We start from the raw sequence: 21,411 nt of genomic DNA on the forward strand, positions 1-21,411 counted from the left end.
TGGATAGTGGAACAAGAAAAATGATAATTCGAAAGGCGTTCAAGAAATTGAGCGCCTTTTTTTTGGATTTTTTTTCGGATTCCCTCCATGGCACAAAAAGATGCCGACTAAAATGCAAATCGCTGCCCTCCAAGCAATTGTGTTTTACACTTATATCTGCTAACAAGCGGACAAGGATTCTCATGGCTTGATTTAAACATAACTAACTGATAATCAAATAATTAAATCATTATTTTTATTGTGTAATTCAAAAATTGGTTTCATATTTGCACTGAAAGAATTACGAACAATTTTAAAACTGAAGCAACATGAAAAATGACAATTCATTACAGATCGTACTCACGAAACCAGGTTTTACGGTACGATTGCTTCGGTCCTTCTTACCCATGTAATTTTCACGTTACATAGAGAAGTCCGAAGCCCACAGAGAGTTTCGGACTTTTTTTATGCCTTTTAGGTACTACATCAAGTTTCGGGACGGAATTACAATCTAGTATTCACCCTAAAAATTCAAATGATGAATTATAGAAATCGTACGCAGTAGGATTTCGGCGATTCGATAATGGCTGGAATCAAAACAACAGGTAGTAGTAACTAAATACATGTTCATTGAAACCAGGACACATTAAAGAACAAAGAGCAAAAGAGCTTCGTCGTATTCGCAAGAGACAGCGCGAGATTTGGAAAGAAAGGAGAGAATTGGGCTATATAAAATTGGAAAAGCCCATTAGGCACGGATGGTTCAAAGAGCTTGTCCTTACCCCTCGGTTAGATCGGTATAAACATAAAAATGAGATTCTTGAGATATACGGGAAACTCACCAAAAAATTCTGGGGCAGGACCAAAGGAGAGACGGATAAAAAGTGGAGCCAAACCACCTCCAAGTATTTTTTTTACAAGGAGATCCCAACGATCAGCATGTGGCAATATGTACGCCTAAGCGAAGACGCACAACTGCTTTGCGTTCCATTTCGGTACTATACGGAAAAGAAAAGATTGAGAATTCGATTTTATATCAACATCCCCAAGGGGGTATATAAAATAAAGTACACAAGAGCTTATATCACACATACGAAGCGTATCGATCCAGCTTTAGAAAGCGAAATGGCATTATTGTACCAACAGGAGCTTAAGAGTGGATACTACGAATTGGACAAAAAAGGATATAAGTATTACAACGATTGGAAGTATTGGGAAGCCCTTGATGAGAAAAGCCGAACGCTAAAAGCAAAAACGGCTCTAAGGGGATTGAAAGATTACTCCATTCAAGAATTAGTAAACGAAGAAATATCATGGGAAAGAAATTAAGCGGAAGGGACCTTATAAAATTGGGCTTTCCAAAAAACAATAGCATTAATATCACCTTAGGTCAGATAAATCGCTATCAGAAACGAAGAAAGAAGGAACAGATATTACAGGATGCCAAGCAGGTACTGCAGAATCCAGAAGCCTATAAAAACGACGGTGTCTGGGGAAAGATTGCCGAAAGTCTGTTAGATCCCGTAGTGGTGACCAGACAGAAGTTGAACTCGGTTCGCGCTCCCTTTCAAATCTATGGGGAAAACGAAATCGACGAGCAGGCAAAGTACCAATTGTACGACGCTCTTAAGCTACCCGTAGCAGTTGCAGGAGCCTTGATGCCCGATGCGCATACCGGTTACGGATTGCCTATTGGCGGGGTGTTGGCGACGCGAAATGCAGTGATTCCCTACGGAGTGGGCGTGGACATAGGATGTAGAATGTGTTTAACCATTTACCCTATTAAGACGTCTTACCTAAAAGGGAAGAGCCACCAGTTGCAAAACATGCTTTCCGAGCATACCAAATTTGGGATGTACGAAACGCATAAAGTGAAGCACGATCACGAGGTCTTTAGCCGAGAGGAATTTAAAACCATTCCCTTGGTGAAAAAACTGAAGGATAAGGCGTACAAACAACTGGGTACTTCGGGAGGTGGAAACCACTTTGTGGAATTCGGAGAAGTTGCCATTACAGACCCCAATAATGAGTGGGGATTAAAGGAAGGCAATTACCTCGGAATCCTTTCCCACAGTGGGTCTCGCGGACTTGGCGCAAATATTGCAAAGCATTACACCTATATGGCCACAAAACAGTGTCCATTGCCGAAACATGTGCAGCAATTAGCGTGGTTAGATCTAAATACCCACGACGGGCAGGAATACTGGCTCGCCATGAACCTGGCTGGGGATTATGCCCAAGCCTGTCATGACGATATCCACGCCCGTTTGGGAAAACTATTGGGATCCAAACCCGTGGCCAAGATCGAGAACCACCACAATTTCGCTTGGAAACAGCAAGTGAATGGTGAAGAATGCATCGTGCACCGTAAAGGAGCAACGCCAGCGGCCAAAGGAGAATTGGGAATCATTCCCGGATCCATGACCGCACCGGGATACATTGTTCGAGGGAAGGGAAATACCGAAAGCCTACTATCAGCTTCGCACGGAGCCGGGCGGGTGCATTCCCGAAGAAAGTGTAAAGAGAAGTTTACACGCAGTGATATCAAAAAATCCTTGGCCGACAACGGGGTAACCCTTATCGGTGGAGGAATAGACGAGGCCCCGATGGCCTACAAGAATATAGAAACCGTGATGAACAACCAGCGTGAATTGGTAGAGATCGTTGGCAAGTTCACACCTAAAATCGTCCGAATGGACAAATAGATTATGGGAGCGAATCATAACACAAAACGATACGGGGAGCTATGGCCCGACTTCAGAATTGCGTTGGGCCTAGCTATTTTAGAAAAACTAAAGCCTTGGGTAACCCTTTCCGGCGGATGGGCGTGGCATTTTATGTCGCCCGATGCCCACGTGGAGTACAAGCATGCGCATGACCATAAGGACATCGACATTTTTGTGCATCCCAAAAACGTAGCCGAGGTAATGGTGATTCTATTGGAAGAAGGGTTTCAGAAAGTCTGGACCCGATACGATCATTTACCGAGTACTGAAAATTTCAGACGGTACGAGAAAGCAGAATGGCTTCCGCAAGGAAGACCGGTAAGAACTACGATCGACTTTTTTGAAGCTCGTGAATTGGAGACCATTCAGGTGGATGGATGGAACTTGGTAGCACCAAAAACCTTGTTGAGCTACTATTCCAACATTCATTCCAGCGACAAATGCTGGGCTGTAAAAGCCGCGCACGACTTGTTGGTAAAAGGACTGGATCCGGTGAAGAACGAACTGCTGATGAAGAGTCCGGTAGTGACAAAATATGTATAAACCAGAATGAAAACGATGGAAAGAATAGTCATAAACCTAGATGCACCGGCCTACGAACGCTGGTTGTGCCTTGAACCTTATCGGAACGAGATTACGGTATTGATACATACCTATCTCGCCGATTTGGAAGATGCTTCTTTCTTTGAAACGATCATTGACTATTACAAGGCAGAATGCATTGATGCGACCTATGTAGAAGAACTACGCGGAATAGCATCCTTTACAGGGTTCACGATCGATAATTTATTGATCGCCAACCTGTATTACGACGCCCTTAAGTTGGTGTTTGGTTGTACGGCATTCTCGGTACCTACCGAAAAAGGAAACTTACACGCAAGGAACCTGGATTGGTGGAGCGACAATAACAGCTTGCGGGATTATTCCAAGATTTTCGATTTCGAACGAAACGGAAAGGTGGTGTTCTCCAGTGTGGGTTGGCCTGGCTTTATTGGGGTCTTTTCGGGGATGAAACCCGGAAAGTTTGCGATTACCCTCAATGCAGTGATGAGTCAGGAGTCACCAGAATTGGCACCGCCCATAACCTTCAAGATTCGAGATGTATTGGAGAAGATGGATTCTTTCGAAGATGCAACGCGGGTATTGTCCCAGGATAGTGTGGCTTCAGATTCCTTGCTTTTGGTCACAGGAACCCAGGAAGGAGAGCGTTTGGTGATCGAAAGAACACCTAATCGAGCTTCTTTCCGAAGACCCGATGGCAAGAACAATTTGGTGGTGACCAATGGGTATCAGGAAATGACCAACAAGGGCATTCTGGGAGACCTGCTTCAGGAAACATCCTGTGGTCGGCAAAACAGGGCTTTGCAATTGTTGAGCCTTCAGAAACCAGAAAATACCGAAGCTTGTTTCGATATTCTGAATGATGATGAAATTCGAATGGATATCACCATGCAGCAAATGGTGTTTGCGGTAGACGAAGGAAAAATTTATGTACGATGAAGAAGAAGTCACAAATAATTCAATTAACCGCCGGTCGCGGACCGGCGGAATGTTGTTGGGTGGTGTCGCAGGTATTGAAATTCTTTGTGGAAGACCTTAAAGCGCATCGATTGTCTTATGAAGTATTGGATCGGCAGAAAGGACCGGAAAACAGTACGTTGCAGTCGGCCACGGTGCAAGTAGAAGGAGAGATTCCTGAAGGATTTATAGAGTCCTGGTTGGGTACGATACAATGGATAGGAAAGTCGGAATACCGGAAATTTCACAAGCGGAAGAATTGGTTCATAGGAATGTTTGCTTTGGAAACCACTACCGAAACTGCCCTTTTGGAAAAGGATCTGAAATTTCAGGCCATGCGCAGTTCGGGACCGGGTGGGCAACATGTTAGCAAGACCAATTCGGCCGTTCGGGTAATGCACATTCCTACAGGAGTGAGTGTGCAGGTCATGGACAGTCGTTCTCAACATCAGAATAAGAAGATTGCCCGAGAGCGTTTAAAGGCCAAACTGAATGCATCGCACAGGGAAACCCTGAAGAAGCAGATAGAACAGCAATGGGAGAACCATTTGCAATTAACCCGGGGAAATCCGATTCGCGTATTTACGGGATCCGATTTTAAACCGAAGAAGGTGAAGAAGACGAATAAGGCGAAACGTCAACAGGATAAAATGGAACTAAAGAAAGGATTTGATCAAGAATATTGAATTAATTTGGAATTGAAGGGTCAATTCCATCATATTTGCAACACAAATGAAGACAAGAATGTCATATTACGTCCCGCAACAAGAGTTATGTCTCTATAGTCTTTGCTCCGAACATAGTGAGCGAACAGGGCGTTGTATGTCTTTTTTTGAAGTGTTTTAGCATGAAATAACTAAAATAATCGCAATAAAGTAGAAGCGCCCAGACATATTGGGCGCTTTTTTTATGAATTTTTTTGAGTTACAAAATGAAGTAAGTAAAAACATAAAATAAGCACATTGGAAGATGAAACAATTGGGAGACAGACAGTTGTGAAAAACCAACGATATCTGCTGTAAAGCGGACAGGGATACTATATGCTTTTATGATTGTAACTAATTGATAATCAATAAAATAAATCCAAAAAAGCCTTGTGTAATTCAAAAAAGAGTTTCATCTTTGTCCCAACAAAAACAATAACAAATAGTACTGAAATGAAGTATCAAGTTCAACATCCATTACATCTTAATCCCGTACTCTGTTCGCCGGAGTATTTGGGCTTATATAGTAGTGAACAGTCCGTTTCAGTAACAAAGGAGATGATATATGTCGTGACCTAAGGGTATAGGCATAAAAGATATAAAGAAGCATCTCCGAAACGAGGTGCTTTTTTTATGAATTAAACTTTTGGAAGGACAAGCCAATTGGCGGTGGCCACGGTCTTGAAAACCGTTCGGAGCTAACGACTCGTGTGGGTTCGACTCCCACTCCTTCCGCTAATTAGAATATATGCGGGAATGGCGAAACGGTAAACGCGCCTGATTTAGGATCAGGAGACTGGGAGTTCGAATCTCTCTTCCCGTACGACGCTCCACTAGCCCAAATGGTAGAGGCATCGGGTTTAAGCCCCGTGTAGTCTTGGTTCGAATCCAAGGTGGAGTACAAAAGTCTCAAATTGGAGAGTAGGTAAATACTGGTTTGTTACGCTCGTCTGCTAAACGAGTTCACGGTAAACGTGGTGAAGGTTCGATTCCTTCACTCTCCGCAAAAGACAAGGTGGCTGAATGGTAAGGCAGCGGATTGCAAGTCCGTCATTTTGCGGGTTCGATTCCTGTCCTTGTCTCTAAAGGAAGTGTTGAGCAATTGGTTGGCTCGCTAGACTGTAAATCTAGTCTGCTCCGCAGCGTGTAGGTTCGAATCCTACCACTTCCACCAAGTACTGGGGGTCGATCGACCAGGGCAAGCGACTGTCTCTCGCGAGCTTAACCCACCCGGGGGTGGGACCGGTACTTTACACTGGGAAGATAACGATTGGAAGTTTACCCGCTTTGGATGCGGGAGGTTGCAGGTTCGAGCCCTGCTTCCCAGACAAATGCTCTGTTCGTATAATGGTTAGTACGCCACACTTTCTATGTGGAAATAGGGGTTCGATTCCCCTACAGAGTACGACATAAAATGCGGGAATGGCGAAACGGTAAACGCGCCTGATTTAGGATCAGGAGACTGGGAGTTCGAATCTCTCTTCCCGTACAATGCTCCACTAGCCCAAATGGTAGAGATTGGCGAACAAAAACAATTGTTTTTGTGAAGGTAGCGAACGAAGTTCGGGTTTAAGCCCCGTGTAGTCTTGGTTCGAATCCAAGGTGGAGTACCATAGACCCATAGTGTAACGGTAGCACACAAGATTTTGATTCTTGGGGTATAGGTTCGAATCCTATTGGGTTTTCAAAAAATGGTGTCTTTAGTTTATTCGGTAAAACACCTCACTGTGACTGAGGAGAACAGGGTTCGAATCCCGAAGACACCCCAACTATGTTATCATTTACTTAAATGATTTCTGTAATTCTAAAGCTCGTAAATAAGGTATTATCCTCCTTAGTAAATAGTGTTTACCCTGTTGATTTTCAATTGGTTTGTGAATATTTTTGGGGTTATCATGTTAAAACGGGATACCGTTTTAACACAAATACAAAAGATATGCCTGATAAAAATTTATTTAATACGTCGGATTTAATCAAAAAAGTAGCAAAAAAATCAGCAACTGTTAAGACTATAGAGGTTCTAAATAATGCCACCTTTAGTACTATATATTTGAATAAACCTAAGAAGAAAAGACCTACCCATTCTTCTGGATCCATTCTTTCTTGGGATGGAAATAAACGGGAAGTTTTGAGATTTGAAAATGAACATGCTTTATTGCTGGTGGGGACCAAGGGTAATGAGGGAGATATCGTGGTTAAGAACAGCTTCGGAAACTATTCCATACACCTTAATGGTAATGAGGGTCAGTGCTTAATTTATGATAGTAAAAAACGTAAGGTGTTTAATATTGATGGCGAAAATGCAAATATGCATGTAGGTGCCAAAGGAAAACAGGGCGATATTTATTTATATAATAATAAAGGACTTAATACGGTCCATTTAAGCGGACAGGCTGGTGATATAGTTCTTAAGAACGGGGATGCTGCCGAACATTTTGATGTAGCAGAAAATGTCTTGGCAAATCCCGGAACTATTATGGTTCTCAACTCTGATGGTAAATTAATACCGAGCGATGAAGCCTATAATACTAAAGTAGTTGGGGTGGTGGCCGGAGCTGGGGATTATAAACCCGCCATCTTATTGGATGCCGATGAAAATAGTACTAATCGTGTTCCAATTTCCATACTGGGAAAAGTTACCTGTAAAGCGGATGCTACCAATGAACCTATACAAGTGGGAGATATGCTTACCACTTCGATATTACCTGGTCATGCCATGAAGGCAACCGATTTTAAAAAATCTTTTGGAGCTATTGTTGGTAAGGCATTGACTTCATTAACCAAGGGTACAGGATATGTAAATATGTTGGTAAGCCTCCAATAATAGAATAGTATGGATACTCCTGTAAAAGATCAATTTGAAAAATGGCACTTGAGTCCTCAACTCGTAAAAATAACAGAAACTTCAGAAAAAATATTTAGTTATGCTAGTTCCTTTTATTCCGCGATAGATACTTTTAAGACATTGGGGGTTATGTTAGGATTTTTTGAGGAAGAAGATCCTATAGGTAAGATGAATGCATTAATCGCAAAAATATCTCAACAAATTGAAGATATAAGAATTAAGCTAATCGAGATAGAACAGCACGTAATAGCAACATCACTTTTGGAAATTAGAAGAGATCTTGATAGTTTCAATGGGCAGGCTAACTCGAATACCATTTCTGCACTAGCATATCTTTCCGAGAAAAAGAGGGTTGGGCTAGAAAATATGGATGCCCAAATTAGCAGTAGCTTTTTTGACGCTCAAAAATCCTCCCTGGATATTGTGTCGAAAATTGTGGAACCAAGTCATTGGCAACTGGCTTTTGGAACTTACAAGGTATACAAAGACATGTGGAATGGAGAAGTAAAACCAAAAGCGAATGATGGTGTAGTTTGGGATTATAGACTGGCTTTACCCGTATATCTCAATGTATTAGTGAGTCGATATATTGTATTTATTGCTTCTAGTGAGAGCTATCAGATGGAGCATAAAGGGTTTATGAAAAATCATGTTCGGTTTTTGTTTAATAATGTTTACAAAAAAATTGTAAGATCAATTGTTACAGCTAAGGTTCCCGAGTTTGACCAAATGAAGTACTTAATTCCATTAATGGAGGACAAAAACTTCTTCTATATGTACTTTCCCAACCCCAAGCATACTAAGGTTGATAGTCATTTTAGAGCTATACATGGATGGGGAATTGAGTTCATCCTTGAAAAGTTTGTCCCCGCTGGTAAATGGCGAAGGGAGAATTACTTATACGGTGCAATCGAGGCGTATACTGGATCTCGTCTTATAGAAGAATATCCTATTGAAGATTTCGATAAGATAAAACCCCTTTTTAAGATTCCTGAAGTCACTTCTAAGCATATCTGGAATGGACATTCTTGGTGGTGGCATAAATGGAAAGGTATTTTCGATTCTCAACCCATTCCGAAAGCGGTCCATGAATGGTACGATAGGTTTAGGGTCAAGTTTTTTTTGCTCAATGAAAAACAGAAAAAGGAACTATATGTAAAATTAGGACTCGTTAAACTACATAAACAATTAAGGCAAATGTATTCAACTTTTGATATGAAATTGCCAATTGAATTAGAAACGGAATATACAGGATTGGCAATCAAGAAAACATTTTCTGATTACTGCCGTACCACTGGACAAACAACAAACAAAAATTCAACCGTTAGCCTAAAGGAAATAGCATATAATCTTGGGCATCCTAAAAGTATTTTGTCTGTCGAAATACCTGTCTCCATAAAAAATGCACTCAGTATAGGTTGGAAGCCTGTTTAAACTTGCGGTGTTTGTTTCGAATCCCGAAGACACCCCAACTATGTTATCATTTACTTAAATGACTTTGAAGGAGGGATATAGGTTGCTATTTTTGAGAATAGTCATTAATCCATTCATCAAATGAAAAACATATTTTTACTCCTAGCTTTTCTGTCTGTTCCACTTTGTATGGGCTTGGCACAAACAGATGAATCCATTACTTCAATGGATTTTGTTGAGGTTGTCGACAACCAAGTAGAAGAGACCGTATATTATTATGAAAACAACTGGTTGGTGCTTAGAAAAAAGGCAATCGAAGATAAGGCTATCAAAGACTATGGGCTATTTATAAGCCCAGCTACCGAAAAAGACCCTGCCTATATTGTTCTTGTTACGACCTATGCCAATAAAGAACAATTCGACAATCGTGAGAACTACTTTGGTAAATTGATAGAAGCTCGGGGAGAACGAAAACTTTTGAATGAAAAACAACCTTCCGAATTCCGGAAATTCACGGCGGGTTCCGAGAAGCTAAAAAAACTCTTTTGAAATAGAAATTAGGAGAGATTCGCTTTCTGAATCTTAACCCTACTGTCTTGCAACTGATTTCCAAAGGTGAGGTAATGGTCCAATTCTGTGACCCTTCCCTTTACATCTTCAATCTCTACTTGCACGGTAAAAATTCCCCAGGTCCAAATAAGCAAGCCACAATCTAAATTCGATGGGCGCCTTCGTACAATTTTAACCCGATTTTTACCGAACGTACTGTGCAAGGTGTACTTTACTTGCTTCACATAGGGTAGATCACGTCCTTCGAGGTAGATACGTACTTTGTATAACTTCTTCTTGCTTTTCGAGGTTTCACGGTAGAAAACGGTCTGATCCGATTCATTGGAATCATCAAAATCTTCCAGGGTATCCTTAACTCTAAGATTATATGTTTTTAATTTCATGCTCATAATTTACTCCCCTACGGGTTCAATAATGTCATCATCATCTTCCGATGGGTCTTCAACGACTTCAATAACTTCCTCTTCCGAAGGAACCGTTGGTGCTACTATGTCACCTTCCCCAGCACTGGGGGCATTAGAAATTTCCCCTGCATCTGTAGTAATGCCTTCTTTGTTACTACGAGCGGCAGATTCACCATAGTAATAACCAATAATAGATCCTAGAAGACCTCCCAAGGAGGCAATCACCAATTGCATGGCATCCATCATATTTTCAAAATTGACATCGGTAGCACCACTGCTAAGCCACATGGCAACAATAATTAATATGATGAACAATAGCACTATAAGGAGTGCTAAGAAATGGCGAAACTCACCCACAATATCCACCAAGGATTGTGTTAATACGTAGGTAATACTTGGGTTTTCATCTTTCTGCTGCACTTTTACCAACTTTTCTTTTCCTGTTTCGTCTTTAACAATGTAATGTGTTTTGTATTTGCCCAATCCAAATATTTTGAACAACCATCGTATCGTGAGCACGATTGTAAAAATGAGTACTACGAGCAATAAAACCCCAGTTTGGTGCTTTTCAAGAAAAGTAAAAAAGTTTTCCATGACTATAGAAATTGGTTAGGCCTGTTTCACTTTAAAGCAAACAGAAAAACGGTTCGGGGAAAAACCGAATTTAAAGATACTAAAAGTGCTGTAAGTATGGAATTTGTAGCATAAAAAAAGCTCCAAAATCTTGGAGCTTTTATGTGTTGTATGATTCTTTTTAAGAAACTTTCTGATAAATGAGTCCCGCTATCAATCCGGTCACTCCGAAGAAAATAACGTAGATCACAAAATTCATAAGGGTTCCTTGCATATCCATCATATTGGCAGTGGCATAATCGATCATCTTTTCTCCCAGACCAATCATGATACCCACAAGGATACCCATATTAAGTCCTGTAGAGGCACCGTAGTTTTCCATTCCAAATTTTCGGTAAATAGAGCAGAATCCAAATGCTTGAATCAAGCAACCTAAAGCTAAAAAGGCCATATCGGGCTCCGCTTTAATAAGGTCTGGAATAAGTACACTGTCTGCCATAAGAGGTTCGGCAATGATTCCCCATAACAGGAATCCGCCGCCCATTCCCCATACGGCCGCGACAAGGGTGGCAATGAGATTTGCTTTTGAAAACATAATTATTTGGTTTTGTTGTTAGTACGTGAAAAATACAAAATATATTCTTGTAGGTACTTTCACCTGAAAATATGGCTACTTTTGAAAGGTGAATTCAACCTTCGACATCTTAGTAATTGGGGGAGGCGCTGCGGGCTTTTTTACGGCCATTAATGCGGCCGAACATTCGCCTCGTCTAAAAATTGCGATCCTAGAGCGCGGCAAGGAAGTACTTACCAAAGTAAAAGTCTCGGGAGGCGGCCGCTGTAATGTGACACATGCGGAATTTATCCCCAAGGACTTATCGAAGAATTATCCACGTGGGGAAAAAGAATTGCTAGGCCCTTTCCATACATTCATGACGGGTGACACAATTGAATGGTTCGAAAAAAAGGGCGTGGAACTTAAGATTGAAGAAGACGGTAGGATGTTCCCCATAACGGACAGCTCACAAACCATTATCGATTGTTTTCTTTCAGAAACGAAACAAAAGGGAATATCGGTACTAAAGGGTCATTCGGTAAAGGATATTGTGCCGATGGATGGAGAGTGGCAGGTGGTTACTACTTCAGAAACTTTTGTGAGTAAAAAATTGGTGATCGCTACGGGAAGCAATCCCAAGATGTGGAAGTTATTCGAAAAACTAGGGCATAGTATCGTTGCTCCTGTTCCTTCCTTGTTTACATTCAATATTGAAGATGAAAGAATCGACGGACTTCAAGGCCTAAGTACAGAAGCGAGTGTGAAAGTGGTTTCTGAAACGGGAAAAGTCCTCTTGCAAAGCGAAGGTCCTTTGCTTATTACCCATTGGGGTATGAGCGGTCCGGCCATATTGAAACTATCCGCATGGGGTGCACGGATTTTGGAACCCTTGAAATACAATTTCTCCATTTGGGTGAATTGGCTTCTGCATGTCTCCGAATCCGAAATATTGGAAGAACTCATGGCACTGAAAATGGAGTACCCCAAACAGTCCATAGCCAAATACCCGCGATTCGAACTTCCCAAACGCCTTTGGCAACGATTGGTAGCTGTCTCGGATATTGCGCCTACCGAAATCTGGGCTGATGTGTCCAAGAAAAAACTGCAGGAATTGTCCCAGCAACTCACCAAAGGAGTGTACGATGTACATGGAAAGAGTACCTTTAAGGAGGAGTTTGTGACCGCCGGTGGAATCGACCTAAAAGAAGTGAATTTCAAAACTTTTGAAAGCAAACTACTCCCCAATCTGTATTTTGCGGGAGAGGTCCTCAATATAGATGCGATTACGGGAGGATTCAACTTTCAGAATGCTTGGACAGGTGGATACATTGTAGCACAGGCCATAACCGAAGAAGAATGAAAACATATATAGGGTTGCTTAGGGGAATCAATGTAGGAGGCCAAAAGAAAATAAAGATGGCTGACCTTCGAGAGTTGTTTGAGTCCTTGGGATTTCAGAGCGTACAGTCTTACATTCAAAGCGGGAATGTGATCTTCTCTTCTGAAGAAAAAGAATTGGCCGCGAAGATTGAAAGAGCCATTTTCGATACTTGGGGATGGAAGGTGCCTGTTTTTGTGCGAACCGCAAAGGAAATTGAAGCGGTTTTAGCCAATTGTCCCTATCCACAGGAAAAGAAGGAAAAAAGCTATTTCAGTTTGTTGTACGATATGCCTTCCGCTGAAAAGATCGAAGCAGCTTCACAGATTTCCTATCCCAACGAAGAGTTTTTTATTACCGAACAGTGCATTTATTTTTATTGTAGTACGGGATACGGAAAGGCCAAACTAAGCAACAATTGGTTCGAGAGAAAATTGGGAGTGTCGGCAACTGCAAGGAATTACCGAACACTCACCAAATTGCTGGAGCTTGCAAGAGTCTAATGTACCTAAAACTAGTCTTTAAGAACTTTCAACGTTTTCTTTCCCTCGGAGGTACTCACGGTAACGAAGTACATTCCCCTCGGAACATTGAAATCCAACTCCAGCTGTTGCGTTTGCTGTCCTTTATGGGTCATGAGCAATTGACCAGCTACATTGGAAACGGTCACTGATATCTCTTCGGAAAGGTGCTGCGTAGCAATCGTCAATTTTCCTTGAGTAGGATTGGGAAAGGCGATTATCGAGGCATCTTTGGTAACATCCTCCGTTCCTAGAGTAGCATAGGTATCTTCAATCAGCTGCAGCGCATCCAATTTACCATAGCCCCAATCGTGATTGGGTACCGTGCCTGTAAAAGCATCTTCCCGACTCGAATTATGGATTAGCGTTCTAATTTCTTCTGGGGTAAGATTAGGATTTACTTCCAACATAAGCGCAATAACTCCAGTAAGCAAAGGTGCCGCTGCACTCACCGCATTCTGGATGCCGTACAGGCCATTGCTATTTTGCAATACGTTTCCGGGGAAACTTTCATAATACGTATTATCGGCATAAGCGGCATGGCACACTTCTCCGGGAACCGCAACGTCTATCCCCAAGCGATCGTCCTGTGTTGGACTGCTGCTGGACCCTATCCATAGTTCTCCAGGATCGCCTTGTCCTGTGATGCTTCGAGGAACTCCATTAATGTCTGTCCAAGAAGGTTGTACCACATAGTCGGTTGGAGTAATGCCCAAATTAGAACTCGCATAATCGTTAATGCTGTATCCCGGAACTACAAAATTGAGGAATCGGTTGTTGTTGGAATAGAAGGAAGGGTTAAGGGTCGCGTGAAAATCACCGTTTGAAATTTGAGCCCCTTCCAGAATAACCTTGTAGGTGCCGGTATTTCCGGTAAAATCGATTAGAAGTTCCCTGCGGTTAGAGGTGGCTCCAAAGAATTCCACATTGGCGCCTCTATGGAACATAAAAATATCCCCGAAACTCAAATCCACAGCACCATTAGGGCCAGCGGGGGCGGCAAAAGGCCCTTCAACGGTTCCATTGGGACGTTCTATGCTTATGGTAAATCGATCATCTTCACTGTACCAGAGATCTAAGCGTAGGAAGCCTGTTTCGGCTTTTTGAATTTCCAATTCTATGGTTTCCCCTTGACTAATATTGGTCGCAGCATGATTATCGCCTCCGCCGTCGTCGCCCACGCCACAAATAAAGGTGTTTCCTGCCATCACGAAAGCATCAATGGCTTGGCAAACGGTACTGGTACCGTCGGTAGGGCCTCCAATGGAACCTAGGTTCATGAGTGTGATCGAAGGAAGACCGAGCTCGGCAATTTTGTCCTCTGCAAATTGTAGTGCAACGGGAATGAAGGTAGGATCGAAGAAGCCAGCCTGTCCCGGTTCACTTCCGAAAGGAGGAAAGGCATCGTGGGTAATTTTAATACTGATGATGGTAGCTCCATGGGCGACTCCTTGAAAATCACCTGATACCGTTCCGCTTCCATTTCCAGCTGCTATTCCTGTAGTAGCGGTACCATGTCCGCCTCGATCTGTAGATAGGGGAGGGTCGTTATTGTCTAATGCTAGGTCAATTTCCGCTTGGTCAAAAATGGTTCCGATGCCATATGGATTGTCGGGATCACCAGCACCGGTTTGATCGATCATATCGTAGACATAGGCCAAACGGGTATTTCCATTTTCGTCCAAAAAATCAGGATGGCGATAATCGATCCCTCGATCTATGATTACCACGACTACATTTTCGCCGCTAAGCCCATATTGGGTATATACATCGTCTAGGTTTACTTCTTGTCTTGGAGGGATTCCCTGTGCCCAAAGGGAGATTGTAAAGCATGTGATTGCAATTGAAAGTGAAATTTTTTTCATGACTATAGGTACTTAGTTAGTATTCTCTACAGAATACATCGTACCTATACTAAGATGTCATCATGAACTTCGTTTTTTCCTTCTGGAAATGGCCCAAATCAGCAGTAGCCCCACTAAAATAACAGCGAACCACGCCCAAATAGAATATCCGGACTGTAAAGGAACCGCTTGGGTATCGCCCATAATTACCAGTCCGGACCAATAAAAAGGGGCTTGGGTACGACCCTGGGCATTGGCTAGGTAGTCCAGTTTGGCTTGCTTTAAGGCACTGTCCTTGGTGAGTCCATTGCTTAAATGCACATAAAACAAATCGATAATTTCTGAACTGGATTGCTCGTCGATTTTCCAAAGACTGGTCAAGATACTTTCGCTTCCTGCATAATTGAAGGCGTGGGCCAAGGAGATCATTCCTTCCCCTGGCTGGAAACTGGGTTTCCCCGTTTCACAAGCCGTTAAGGTGGTGAGTTGAGAAGAGAGGTCGTGATTGTATATCTCGTAGGTGTGCAGATAGTTGTTGGATTCGGAGTCCGATATATCCTTGGCAAAAATGAGTCGGGACAATTCTGGATTCAAATTATTGGATTCTGCATGGGTCGCAATGTGAATGATCTTGTGGTTTTTGGCATTGTTGGTAAAAGCCAATTTAGTGGAGGCATCATTCAAATAGGTAATTCCATCGAATTGGGAAGCAAACTTTTTTACAGTCGAAATACTAAAGGGCTGCGGAAGTAAGGATAAATAAGCGTGATCCATATCGACCGAATCCGAAATGGTATTGCGATAGCGATCTTTCATTGCGCTGGTGAATTCTGGCGCGAAGGAAACGAAATTCGAATCATGGGATGTCTCATTACTGTCGTTGCTCAACAAGAACAAACTATAATTGTACGAGATGTTGTGCCGTGCAAGCAGGCTATTTTCTGCCAATTCGGGATACGAAGTTATTGTCGAAGGAGTGAGGACATCGAAACTTAGGTTGAAAAGCACACCATCGGGCACAATGACGATATTTTCGGTGGTAAGATGTTCTGAAATTGGTTTCCAAAGTGTCTCATAGAGTCTTGAAAGGGATTGCGAAACGGCTTGGAAATCGCTGGAAGCGTCGTTTACGGCTTGGATATGTTGTTCTAATCCCCCAGCTTCAGTAATGGGAATCATTGTTTTGGTGGAAGGACTTAGTACAAAAACGTAAAGCTGATCTTCTATGAACAGGTATCGCACCACCGAAGTGTCATCGTTCAACCGTTCACGAATGCCGTCTATGGGCTCCTGAATGCTCGCATAGCGCATTTTATGGTACTTAGGATGTACACCCTTTAATGAGTCTAAAAAGGCATTCCAATCGGTTTGGGTTTGGAAGAAATCGTCAATATTGTTGGATGCATCTAAAGAGGTGGTAAGGGCTTCCCTCAATTCCGATTCGCGATCCAGTACTTGCTGTGGAATGTTGGTAAATTCTATATTCTTTAGATTCAGTCGTGATCTAATTCGGGTATAAATGGCCGATTCGTGCAAGGAAATAAGGTCATTCAGATAGTTTTCATCTTGGGAAAGGTTGTAAAGGTCCCAATTCAATTGTTTGGTGAAATCGATCAGGTCGCCGTTATCATTCAGTAGCGTAGCAAGGTCATCTTCCGTACTGATGCTGGTTTTTTGCCGCTCCAATATGGAAAGGGCTTGCTGGGTTTCCTTCAAAAGAGCTTGTAAACTTTCTTCGGTAGGGGAGGCGTCCAGATAATAAGCCGATTTCGTTTTAAGATACAGGGCAGCGGGCTTTCTAATTTCATTCCGAATGGAATCCAACTGTGTTTGTGCCGCAATCCGGTCGCTGGAAAAATAGTTTAGGGCTTCTTCACTGTACTGTTTGGCTTGTTCATATTGTTCTAACATGAAATGGACCTGAGCCATATTCTGAATATGGTAAAAAGCAATGAGGTCGTTAGAAAAAGCTTCGCTTTGGGTGAATTCGTATCCTTCGTTAGCCAAGGCAATGGCTTTTTCGGTATTGCCTGTTTTAGCATAAAACCGAGACATTTCTACCAAGGCATCTAAGAAAACCAAAGAGTAAGTCCCATTGGCCCCTTCACGGTAGAGATCTTCACAAAGCTGATAGGTGGCTTTAGCATTCTCAAAGTCATTCACATTTTCATAGGTGGAAGCCCTTACCATGAGTCCGTAGGTATGGGCATAAGGAACTTTGCCTATGTGTTGTAGTGCTTTGTCTAGATAATCACCGGCCTCGTCATAGTTTCTTGCGATAAGGTTGATGTGGCCTAAAATGAGCCGTGAAATGGTGATATTGGCATCGTCTTCATCTAAAAAAGACAGCTTTTGTTGATAGGAATACTCGGCCAAGTCCATTCCCCGTTCATTTTCTCCAATTCCCCGATAAAACCCTCCCAAATTGTCTACACTGGCGTATTGTTTTTTGAGTCCGTTCAGTTTTTCTTCTTCATCTTCAACAGCATTCACATAGTTTTCAAACGAAGCCACGGCTTCTTTCATGCTGGTTATGGAGGCTTCCATTTTACCCGTGTTGAATTCATTAAGGCCGATACGGTTTCTAACGATGCCAGCCAAATAGAATTCATTTTTGGGTGTTCTTTCGGTTCGATTTAAATGGACCAACGCTTTTCGGAAATAGAAAGAAGAACTGTCCAGTTCTAAGGTTCGCTGCTTGGACGATCCGATTTCGTTGTAGATTTCATAGCTTTTTTGGGCAGCTTGGGCTGAGGTAGTATCGATTAATCCCAGTGCTTCTTTAAAAAGGACAATCGCTTGGGCATGGTTGCCTTGACTTTGTGCTTCCTTTGCCTGTTGAAATTTCTCTTCCGAAGGTTCTTGTGCTATCGAAAAGCAAGAAAATCCTAGTAACAATAGTAATGTAAAATACCATCGTTCTGGTTGGGTCAAGATTTTCATTTTTTAGTCGTTTAGTTCCGCAAGTATTTTTAAAGCTCCCTCCGTTCCACTGGCAGCCAATTCTTTCTTGGCGTTGGCTACATCGTCTTGTTTTAAATAGGCCAATCCCAAATAGTAACGGGTCTCATTGGCAAAAGCAGGGTTGGTTTTCTGGGATAGGGGCTCCAAATATGATATGGCTTTGGTTTCGTTTCTATTGGCAAGGTGCGCCATTCCTAAGAAATAGGTAAGGGTATCTCCTTTCGTACCTTCTGGCAGTGCTTCCCATTTGGTAATGGCCATGGTATAGTCGCCTTTTTTGTAATCGACCATGGCTTCATAAAAGTCAAAGTCATTTGTACTTCCCATGGTCGTGGGTAGACCTGGGTCGGGTTCAAAATAATTTTCGAAAAGGCTTTGGTTAGGATCATCGCCCAAAGGTGTAAAATAGAGGGCAGCGGCCAGTGCAATGGAAGCGGCTATTCCAAAACCATAGTACCAGTTTCTTCTCGAACGCTGCACTTGTGGTTCTGGAGCTTGAGGGCGATCTTTTGGAAGTTCTTCATGAAACGATTCCATTCTATCTTGAAGTACTGCAGACTCTACACCTATAAGCAGTGTTTTAATGTCCTCTACATTTTGCTGAAGGGTAGGGTCGTTTTCCAATTGCCTCTCGAATTCCATTCTTTCCGAATCGGGGAGCGATCCATTGAGATAACCTTCAATGGTTTCGAACAGTTCTTGCGATATGTCGTTTTCGGTACTCAATACACTACGAATTTGTGGAAAGGACCAAGGCCCTCAATTTTTGGATACAACGGTATTTTTTATTTCGGGCAGAGGCCTCGCCTATGTCGAACAAAGCAGCGATTTCACGCAATGATTTCTTCTGAAAGTAAAAGATTTCGAGCAGCTTTTTGCATTCATTTCCCATTTGCTTAAAAGCATGAATAGCACTTTCGGTTTTTTTGGAATCCTGTTCGGCATTTTCCTGGCCATTCAATGAAAACTCTTCTTTGATCTGAAACCCTTCGGGAATTTGGGTGGTTTTTTTAAAACGGGAAGACCTTAGGTAATCGGTCCATTTGTTTTTTGAAATCTGAAATAGATACCCCTGTAGGGCCGTTTCGTTTTTGGGAGTGAATTTATCTTCCTTAATATTCTGATACATGGCCAAAAAAGCCTCTTGGTAAATGTCTTTCGCTTGGGGCATGGTTCCTTTGTTCTTTAAAACGTGTACTTCGACCTTTCGATAATTATCCTGATATAATTTTTTGAGCACGATTTCGTCGTTGGACTTAATGGCGTTTACCAGGGCAATTTGCTGATCTATGTGTTTGACTTCCCCCATCTTAAATTGAAGATAGGTGAAAGTTACTAATTTTTTATTGCCTTTAATCGGCGCTTTCTGTTTTTACATCGAGGGAACTTTCAATTGTCATCAAAAAAAATGACTCACTGATGACATTCTCATCTTTTCTCGATGGATATGCATAACCAAAACCATTTTTCAGATTATGAAACGAATTATACTCCTTTGCGCTATCCTTTCTATGAACTTTTCCATAGCTCAACAAGGAATTCCTGTTCCTGGAATGACAGCCTGTGATACCGACATACAAAACTTTATGTCCACCTTTGGTATTCCCAGTGTTACCATGGCATTGGCCAAGGACGGGGAACTCAAGTACATGCGTTCGTTCGGGATTGCCAATATCGCCGCTACCGAACCCACACAGCCCTATCACATCTTTAGAATTGCCAGTGTCTCTAAACCCATTACCTCGATTGGAATCATGAAAATGATAGAAGACGGTCTTATAAGTCTCGATGATACGGTCTTTGGTTCTGGAGGGATTTTGGAAAATCACTGGTATTTTTCCAACAGTACCATCATAGATACAGATGTATACAACATTACCGTACAGATGCTATTGGAGCACAGTGCGGGTTGGGATCGAAATGTAAACTGCTTTCCAGATCCTACCTCGCCTTATCCTTGGTTCTTTGGCGGCTGTGATCCCATCATTGCTCCCTTGCATATAACCGAAAGTCAGGGAGAAATCAATCCTGTGAAAGAGGAGTTTTTGATCAATTACCTGTTGGAAAAGAGCCTAAACTTTACCCCCGGAACGCAATACGCTTATTCCAATATGGGGTATCTGGTATTAAGTGAAATTATAGAAGAAGTCTCTGGTCAGAGTTATGAAGCTTGGATGCAGCAGGAAATTTTTGAACCTCTTGGCATTTATGACATGCATATTGGGGAAAATCTGTTGGCCGATAAGCGGGAACGGGAAGGAGAGTACTTGGGCAATGGATTTACAACATTGGACCTATACGGAAGCGGAAATGTCGTTCCATGGGAATATGGTGGATTTGCCCTAGATGCCATGGATGGCCACGGAGGTTGGACGGCAACAGCTCGGGACTTGGTTCGTTTGTTGGTTGCGGTAGATGGTTTTGCAACAAAGCCAGATATCCTATCGCCAAGTACCATAAGTAGTATGACCATGCCTTCGGCAAACAATGCAGGTTATGCCAAGGGTTGGCAGGTAAATGGAGCCAATAATTGGTGGCATAGTGGAGCCGTGGATGGAACCGCGAGTTTTTGGGTGCGTAGCAATAGTGGATATACCTGGGCTATTGTCTTAAATGAGCGTGTGGTAGATGGCAATGCGAATGCCTTTTGGACCGCTTTGGATGCCATGGGTTGGAATTGTATTGCTGGCACCACCAATTTTCCAGATCATGATTTAATGGATTCTCCAACGGTAAATGCTTCTGCCTTAACGGCGGTGGGCGATCAGGTTTCTGAAATGAATCTTTCGTGGGCCAACGGAAACGGAACAGCCCGAATTGCCGTGATGAAAGATATCACCAATAATACCGATCCCTTCAATTTCTTGGCCTATCCTTTGGATGGAACGGATTACAATGCGAACGCTCAATTTGGATCTGGAGATAACCTAGGCGATGGAACCTATGTGGTGTATAATGGCACTGGGAATACCGTGAATGTTACAGGATTGGATCCAACGAAACAGTATGCCATTCGCGTATATGAATTGACCAAAAACGCCAATAACGGAAACAATGCGTTGTACCTTTTGGGAAATCCCGCCGATGTGGAAGCAACATTATCCTTGAATGAAGCTGCCTTATCCAATAAAGTGACCGTGTTTCCAACCATAACTTCAGGCGAAGTGAATGTACAGGTAGAGGTTTCGGTCGATTTGGACTATCGCCTTTTCGATCTTCAGGGAAGATCCTTAAAAGAGGGAATGCTTCAAACAGGCGCCAATACACTCACTGTATCGGAACTGAATGCCGGGGTATATGTATTAGCCATTTCTCGGGGAGATGCCAAAACCGTAAAGCGAATCATTCGGAAATAATTCCAAACCGATTTGAGGAGAGGTCATTCCTTTGGGAGTGGCCTTTTCTTTTTTGTGTTC

The 21,411-nt window shown here is 42.4% G+C and carries 18 protein-coding genes and 11 tRNA genes; 22 read left to right on the forward strand and 7 right to left on the reverse strand.

Going from position 1 to position 21,411, the window contains the following annotated elements:
* The first annotated feature begins 609 nt into the window (after positions 1 to 609).
* The 19 genes from POV27_RS02560 (at position 610) to POV27_RS02650 (ending at position 9,734) form a co-directional block, all read left to right on the forward strand.
* Positions 610 to 1,308 (forward strand): hypothetical protein, encoded by a 699-nt coding sequence (locus POV27_RS02560; RefSeq protein ID WP_272861168.1) that lies wholly within the window; start codon positions 610 to 612, stop codon positions 1,306 to 1,308.
* Positions 1,293 to 2,684, forward strand: a complete 1,392-nt coding sequence (locus tag POV27_RS02565; RefSeq protein WP_272861169.1) for an RtcB family protein — start codon at positions 1,293 to 1,295, stop codon at positions 2,682 to 2,684. The genes POV27_RS02560 and POV27_RS02565 overlap by 16 nt, the downstream gene beginning before the upstream one ends.
* A gap of 3 nt (positions 2,685 to 2,687) precedes the next feature.
* Positions 2,688 to 3,248 (forward strand): hypothetical protein, encoded by a 561-nt coding sequence (locus tag POV27_RS02570; protein WP_272861170.1) that lies wholly within the window; start codon positions 2,688 to 2,690, stop codon positions 3,246 to 3,248.
* A gap of 6 nt (positions 3,249 to 3,254) precedes the next feature.
* Positions 3,255 to 4,205: a C45 family autoproteolytic acyltransferase/hydrolase gene (locus tag POV27_RS02575; RefSeq protein ID WP_272861171.1), complete on the forward strand. Its 951-nt coding sequence runs from the start codon at positions 3,255 to 3,257 to the stop codon at positions 4,203 to 4,205.
* Complete coding sequence (prfH, locus tag POV27_RS02580; RefSeq protein WP_272861172.1) at positions 4,202 to 4,909, forward strand: peptide chain release factor H; 708 nt, start codon at positions 4,202 to 4,204, stop codon at positions 4,907 to 4,909. Before POV27_RS02575 ends, prfH begins: the two co-directional genes overlap by 4 nt.
* Positions 4,910 to 5,575: 666 nt before the next feature.
* Positions 5,576 to 5,662: transfer RNA gene (locus tag POV27_RS02585), tRNA-Ser, on the forward strand.
* Between the two features lie 15 nt (positions 5,663 to 5,677).
* Positions 5,678 to 5,750: transfer RNA gene (locus POV27_RS02590), tRNA-Leu, on the forward strand.
* A 4-nt stretch (positions 5,751 to 5,754) separates the two neighbouring features.
* Positions 5,755 to 5,828: transfer RNA gene (locus POV27_RS02595), tRNA-Leu, on the forward strand.
* Positions 5,829 to 5,843: 15 nt separating this feature from the next.
* Positions 5,844 to 5,931 (forward strand) — tRNA-Ser (locus POV27_RS02600).
* Positions 5,932 to 5,936: 5 nt separating this feature from the next.
* Positions 5,937 to 6,009: transfer RNA gene (locus POV27_RS02605), tRNA-Cys, on the forward strand.
* 5 nt (positions 6,010 to 6,014) lie between these two features.
* Positions 6,015 to 6,101 (forward strand) — tRNA-Tyr (locus POV27_RS02610).
* A gap of 81 nt (positions 6,102 to 6,182) precedes the next feature.
* Positions 6,183 to 6,255: transfer RNA gene (locus POV27_RS02615), tRNA-Pro, on the forward strand.
* 5 nt (positions 6,256 to 6,260) lie between these two features.
* Positions 6,261 to 6,332 (forward strand) — tRNA-Glu (locus POV27_RS02620).
* Between the two features lie 11 nt (positions 6,333 to 6,343).
* A tRNA-Leu gene (locus POV27_RS02625) sits at positions 6,344 to 6,416 on the forward strand.
* A 125-nt stretch (positions 6,417 to 6,541) separates the two neighbouring features.
* Positions 6,542 to 6,612 (forward strand) — tRNA-Gln (locus POV27_RS02630).
* A gap of 9 nt (positions 6,613 to 6,621) precedes the next feature.
* A tRNA-His gene (locus POV27_RS02635) sits at positions 6,622 to 6,695 on the forward strand.
* A gap of 21 nt (positions 6,696 to 6,716) precedes the next feature.
* Complete coding sequence (locus POV27_RS02640) at positions 6,717 to 7,751, forward strand: hypothetical protein (protein WP_272861173.1); 1,035 nt, start codon at positions 6,717 to 6,719, stop codon at positions 7,749 to 7,751.
* 9 nt (positions 7,752 to 7,760) lie between these two features.
* A complete protein-coding gene (locus POV27_RS02645) occupies positions 7,761 to 9,206 on the forward strand; it encodes a hypothetical protein (RefSeq protein WP_272861174.1) in 1,446 nt (481 codons plus the stop codon).
* A 120-nt stretch (positions 9,207 to 9,326) separates the two neighbouring features.
* Positions 9,327 to 9,734, forward strand: a complete 408-nt coding sequence (locus tag POV27_RS02650) for a hypothetical protein (protein WP_272861175.1) — start codon at positions 9,327 to 9,329, stop codon at positions 9,732 to 9,734.
* A gap of 8 nt (positions 9,735 to 9,742) precedes the next feature.
* Here POV27_RS02650 and POV27_RS02655 read toward each other — a convergent pair whose 3' ends face one another.
* From POV27_RS02655 to POV27_RS02665, 3 genes are all read right to left on the reverse strand, one after another.
* Positions 9,743 to 10,138 (reverse strand): pYEATS domain-containing protein, encoded by a 396-nt coding sequence (locus POV27_RS02655; protein WP_272861176.1) that lies wholly within the window; start codon positions 10,136 to 10,138, stop codon positions 9,743 to 9,745.
* 9 nt (positions 10,139 to 10,147) lie between these two features.
* Complete coding sequence (locus tag POV27_RS02660) at positions 10,148 to 10,753, reverse strand: hypothetical protein (RefSeq protein ID WP_272861177.1); 606 nt, start codon at positions 10,751 to 10,753, stop codon at positions 10,148 to 10,150.
* Between the two features lie 160 nt (positions 10,754 to 10,913).
* A complete protein-coding gene (locus POV27_RS02665; RefSeq protein WP_272861178.1) occupies positions 10,914 to 11,327 on the reverse strand; it encodes a hypothetical protein in 414 nt (137 codons plus the stop codon).
* Between the two features lie 88 nt (positions 11,328 to 11,415).
* Between POV27_RS02665 and POV27_RS02670 the strand changes: the two genes are divergently transcribed.
* Together POV27_RS02670 and POV27_RS02675 are read left to right on the forward strand one after the other, a co-directional pair.
* Positions 11,416 to 12,648 (forward strand): BaiN/RdsA family NAD(P)/FAD-dependent oxidoreductase, encoded by a 1,233-nt coding sequence (locus POV27_RS02670; protein WP_272861179.1) that lies wholly within the window; start codon positions 11,416 to 11,418, stop codon positions 12,646 to 12,648.
* Positions 12,645 to 13,169, forward strand: a complete 525-nt coding sequence (locus tag POV27_RS02675) for a DUF1697 domain-containing protein (RefSeq protein ID WP_272861180.1) — start codon at positions 12,645 to 12,647, stop codon at positions 13,167 to 13,169. Before POV27_RS02670 ends, POV27_RS02675 begins: the two co-directional genes overlap by 4 nt.
* An 11-nt stretch (positions 13,170 to 13,180) precedes the next feature.
* Here POV27_RS02675 and POV27_RS02680 read toward each other — a convergent pair whose 3' ends face one another.
* The 4 genes from POV27_RS02680 to POV27_RS02695 are packed head-to-tail and all read right to left on the reverse strand — an operon-like array spanning position 13,181 to position 19,304.
* Positions 13,181 to 15,052, reverse strand: a complete 1,872-nt coding sequence (locus POV27_RS02680) for a S8 family peptidase (RefSeq protein ID WP_272861181.1) — start codon at positions 15,050 to 15,052, stop codon at positions 13,181 to 13,183.
* Between the two features lie 60 nt (positions 15,053 to 15,112).
* The gene (locus POV27_RS02685; protein ID WP_272861182.1) at positions 15,113 to 17,974 is read right to left on the reverse strand and encodes a CHAT domain-containing protein; all 2,862 of its coding nucleotides are present in this window, start codon (positions 17,972 to 17,974) and stop codon (positions 15,113 to 15,115) included.
* 3 nt (positions 17,975 to 17,977) lie between these two features.
* Complete coding sequence (locus POV27_RS02690; RefSeq protein ID WP_272861183.1) at positions 17,978 to 18,721, reverse strand: tetratricopeptide repeat protein; 744 nt, start codon at positions 18,719 to 18,721, stop codon at positions 17,978 to 17,980.
* A gap of 4 nt (positions 18,722 to 18,725) precedes the next feature.
* Positions 18,726 to 19,304 (reverse strand): RNA polymerase sigma factor, encoded by a 579-nt coding sequence (locus tag POV27_RS02695; RefSeq protein ID WP_272861184.1) that lies wholly within the window; start codon positions 19,302 to 19,304, stop codon positions 18,726 to 18,728.
* 166 nt (positions 19,305 to 19,470) lie between these two features.
* Between POV27_RS02695 and POV27_RS02700 the strand changes: the two genes are divergently transcribed.
* Entirely contained in the window at positions 19,471 to 21,351 is a 1,881-nt protein-coding gene (locus tag POV27_RS02700; protein ID WP_272861185.1) for a serine hydrolase, read from the forward strand.
* Positions 21,352 to 21,411 lie beyond the last annotated feature (60 nt).

The sequence above is a fragment of the Aureisphaera galaxeae genome (genome assembly GCF_028561275.1).
GTDB lineage: Bacteria > Bacteroidota > Bacteroidia > Flavobacteriales > Flavobacteriaceae > Aureisphaera > Aureisphaera galaxeae.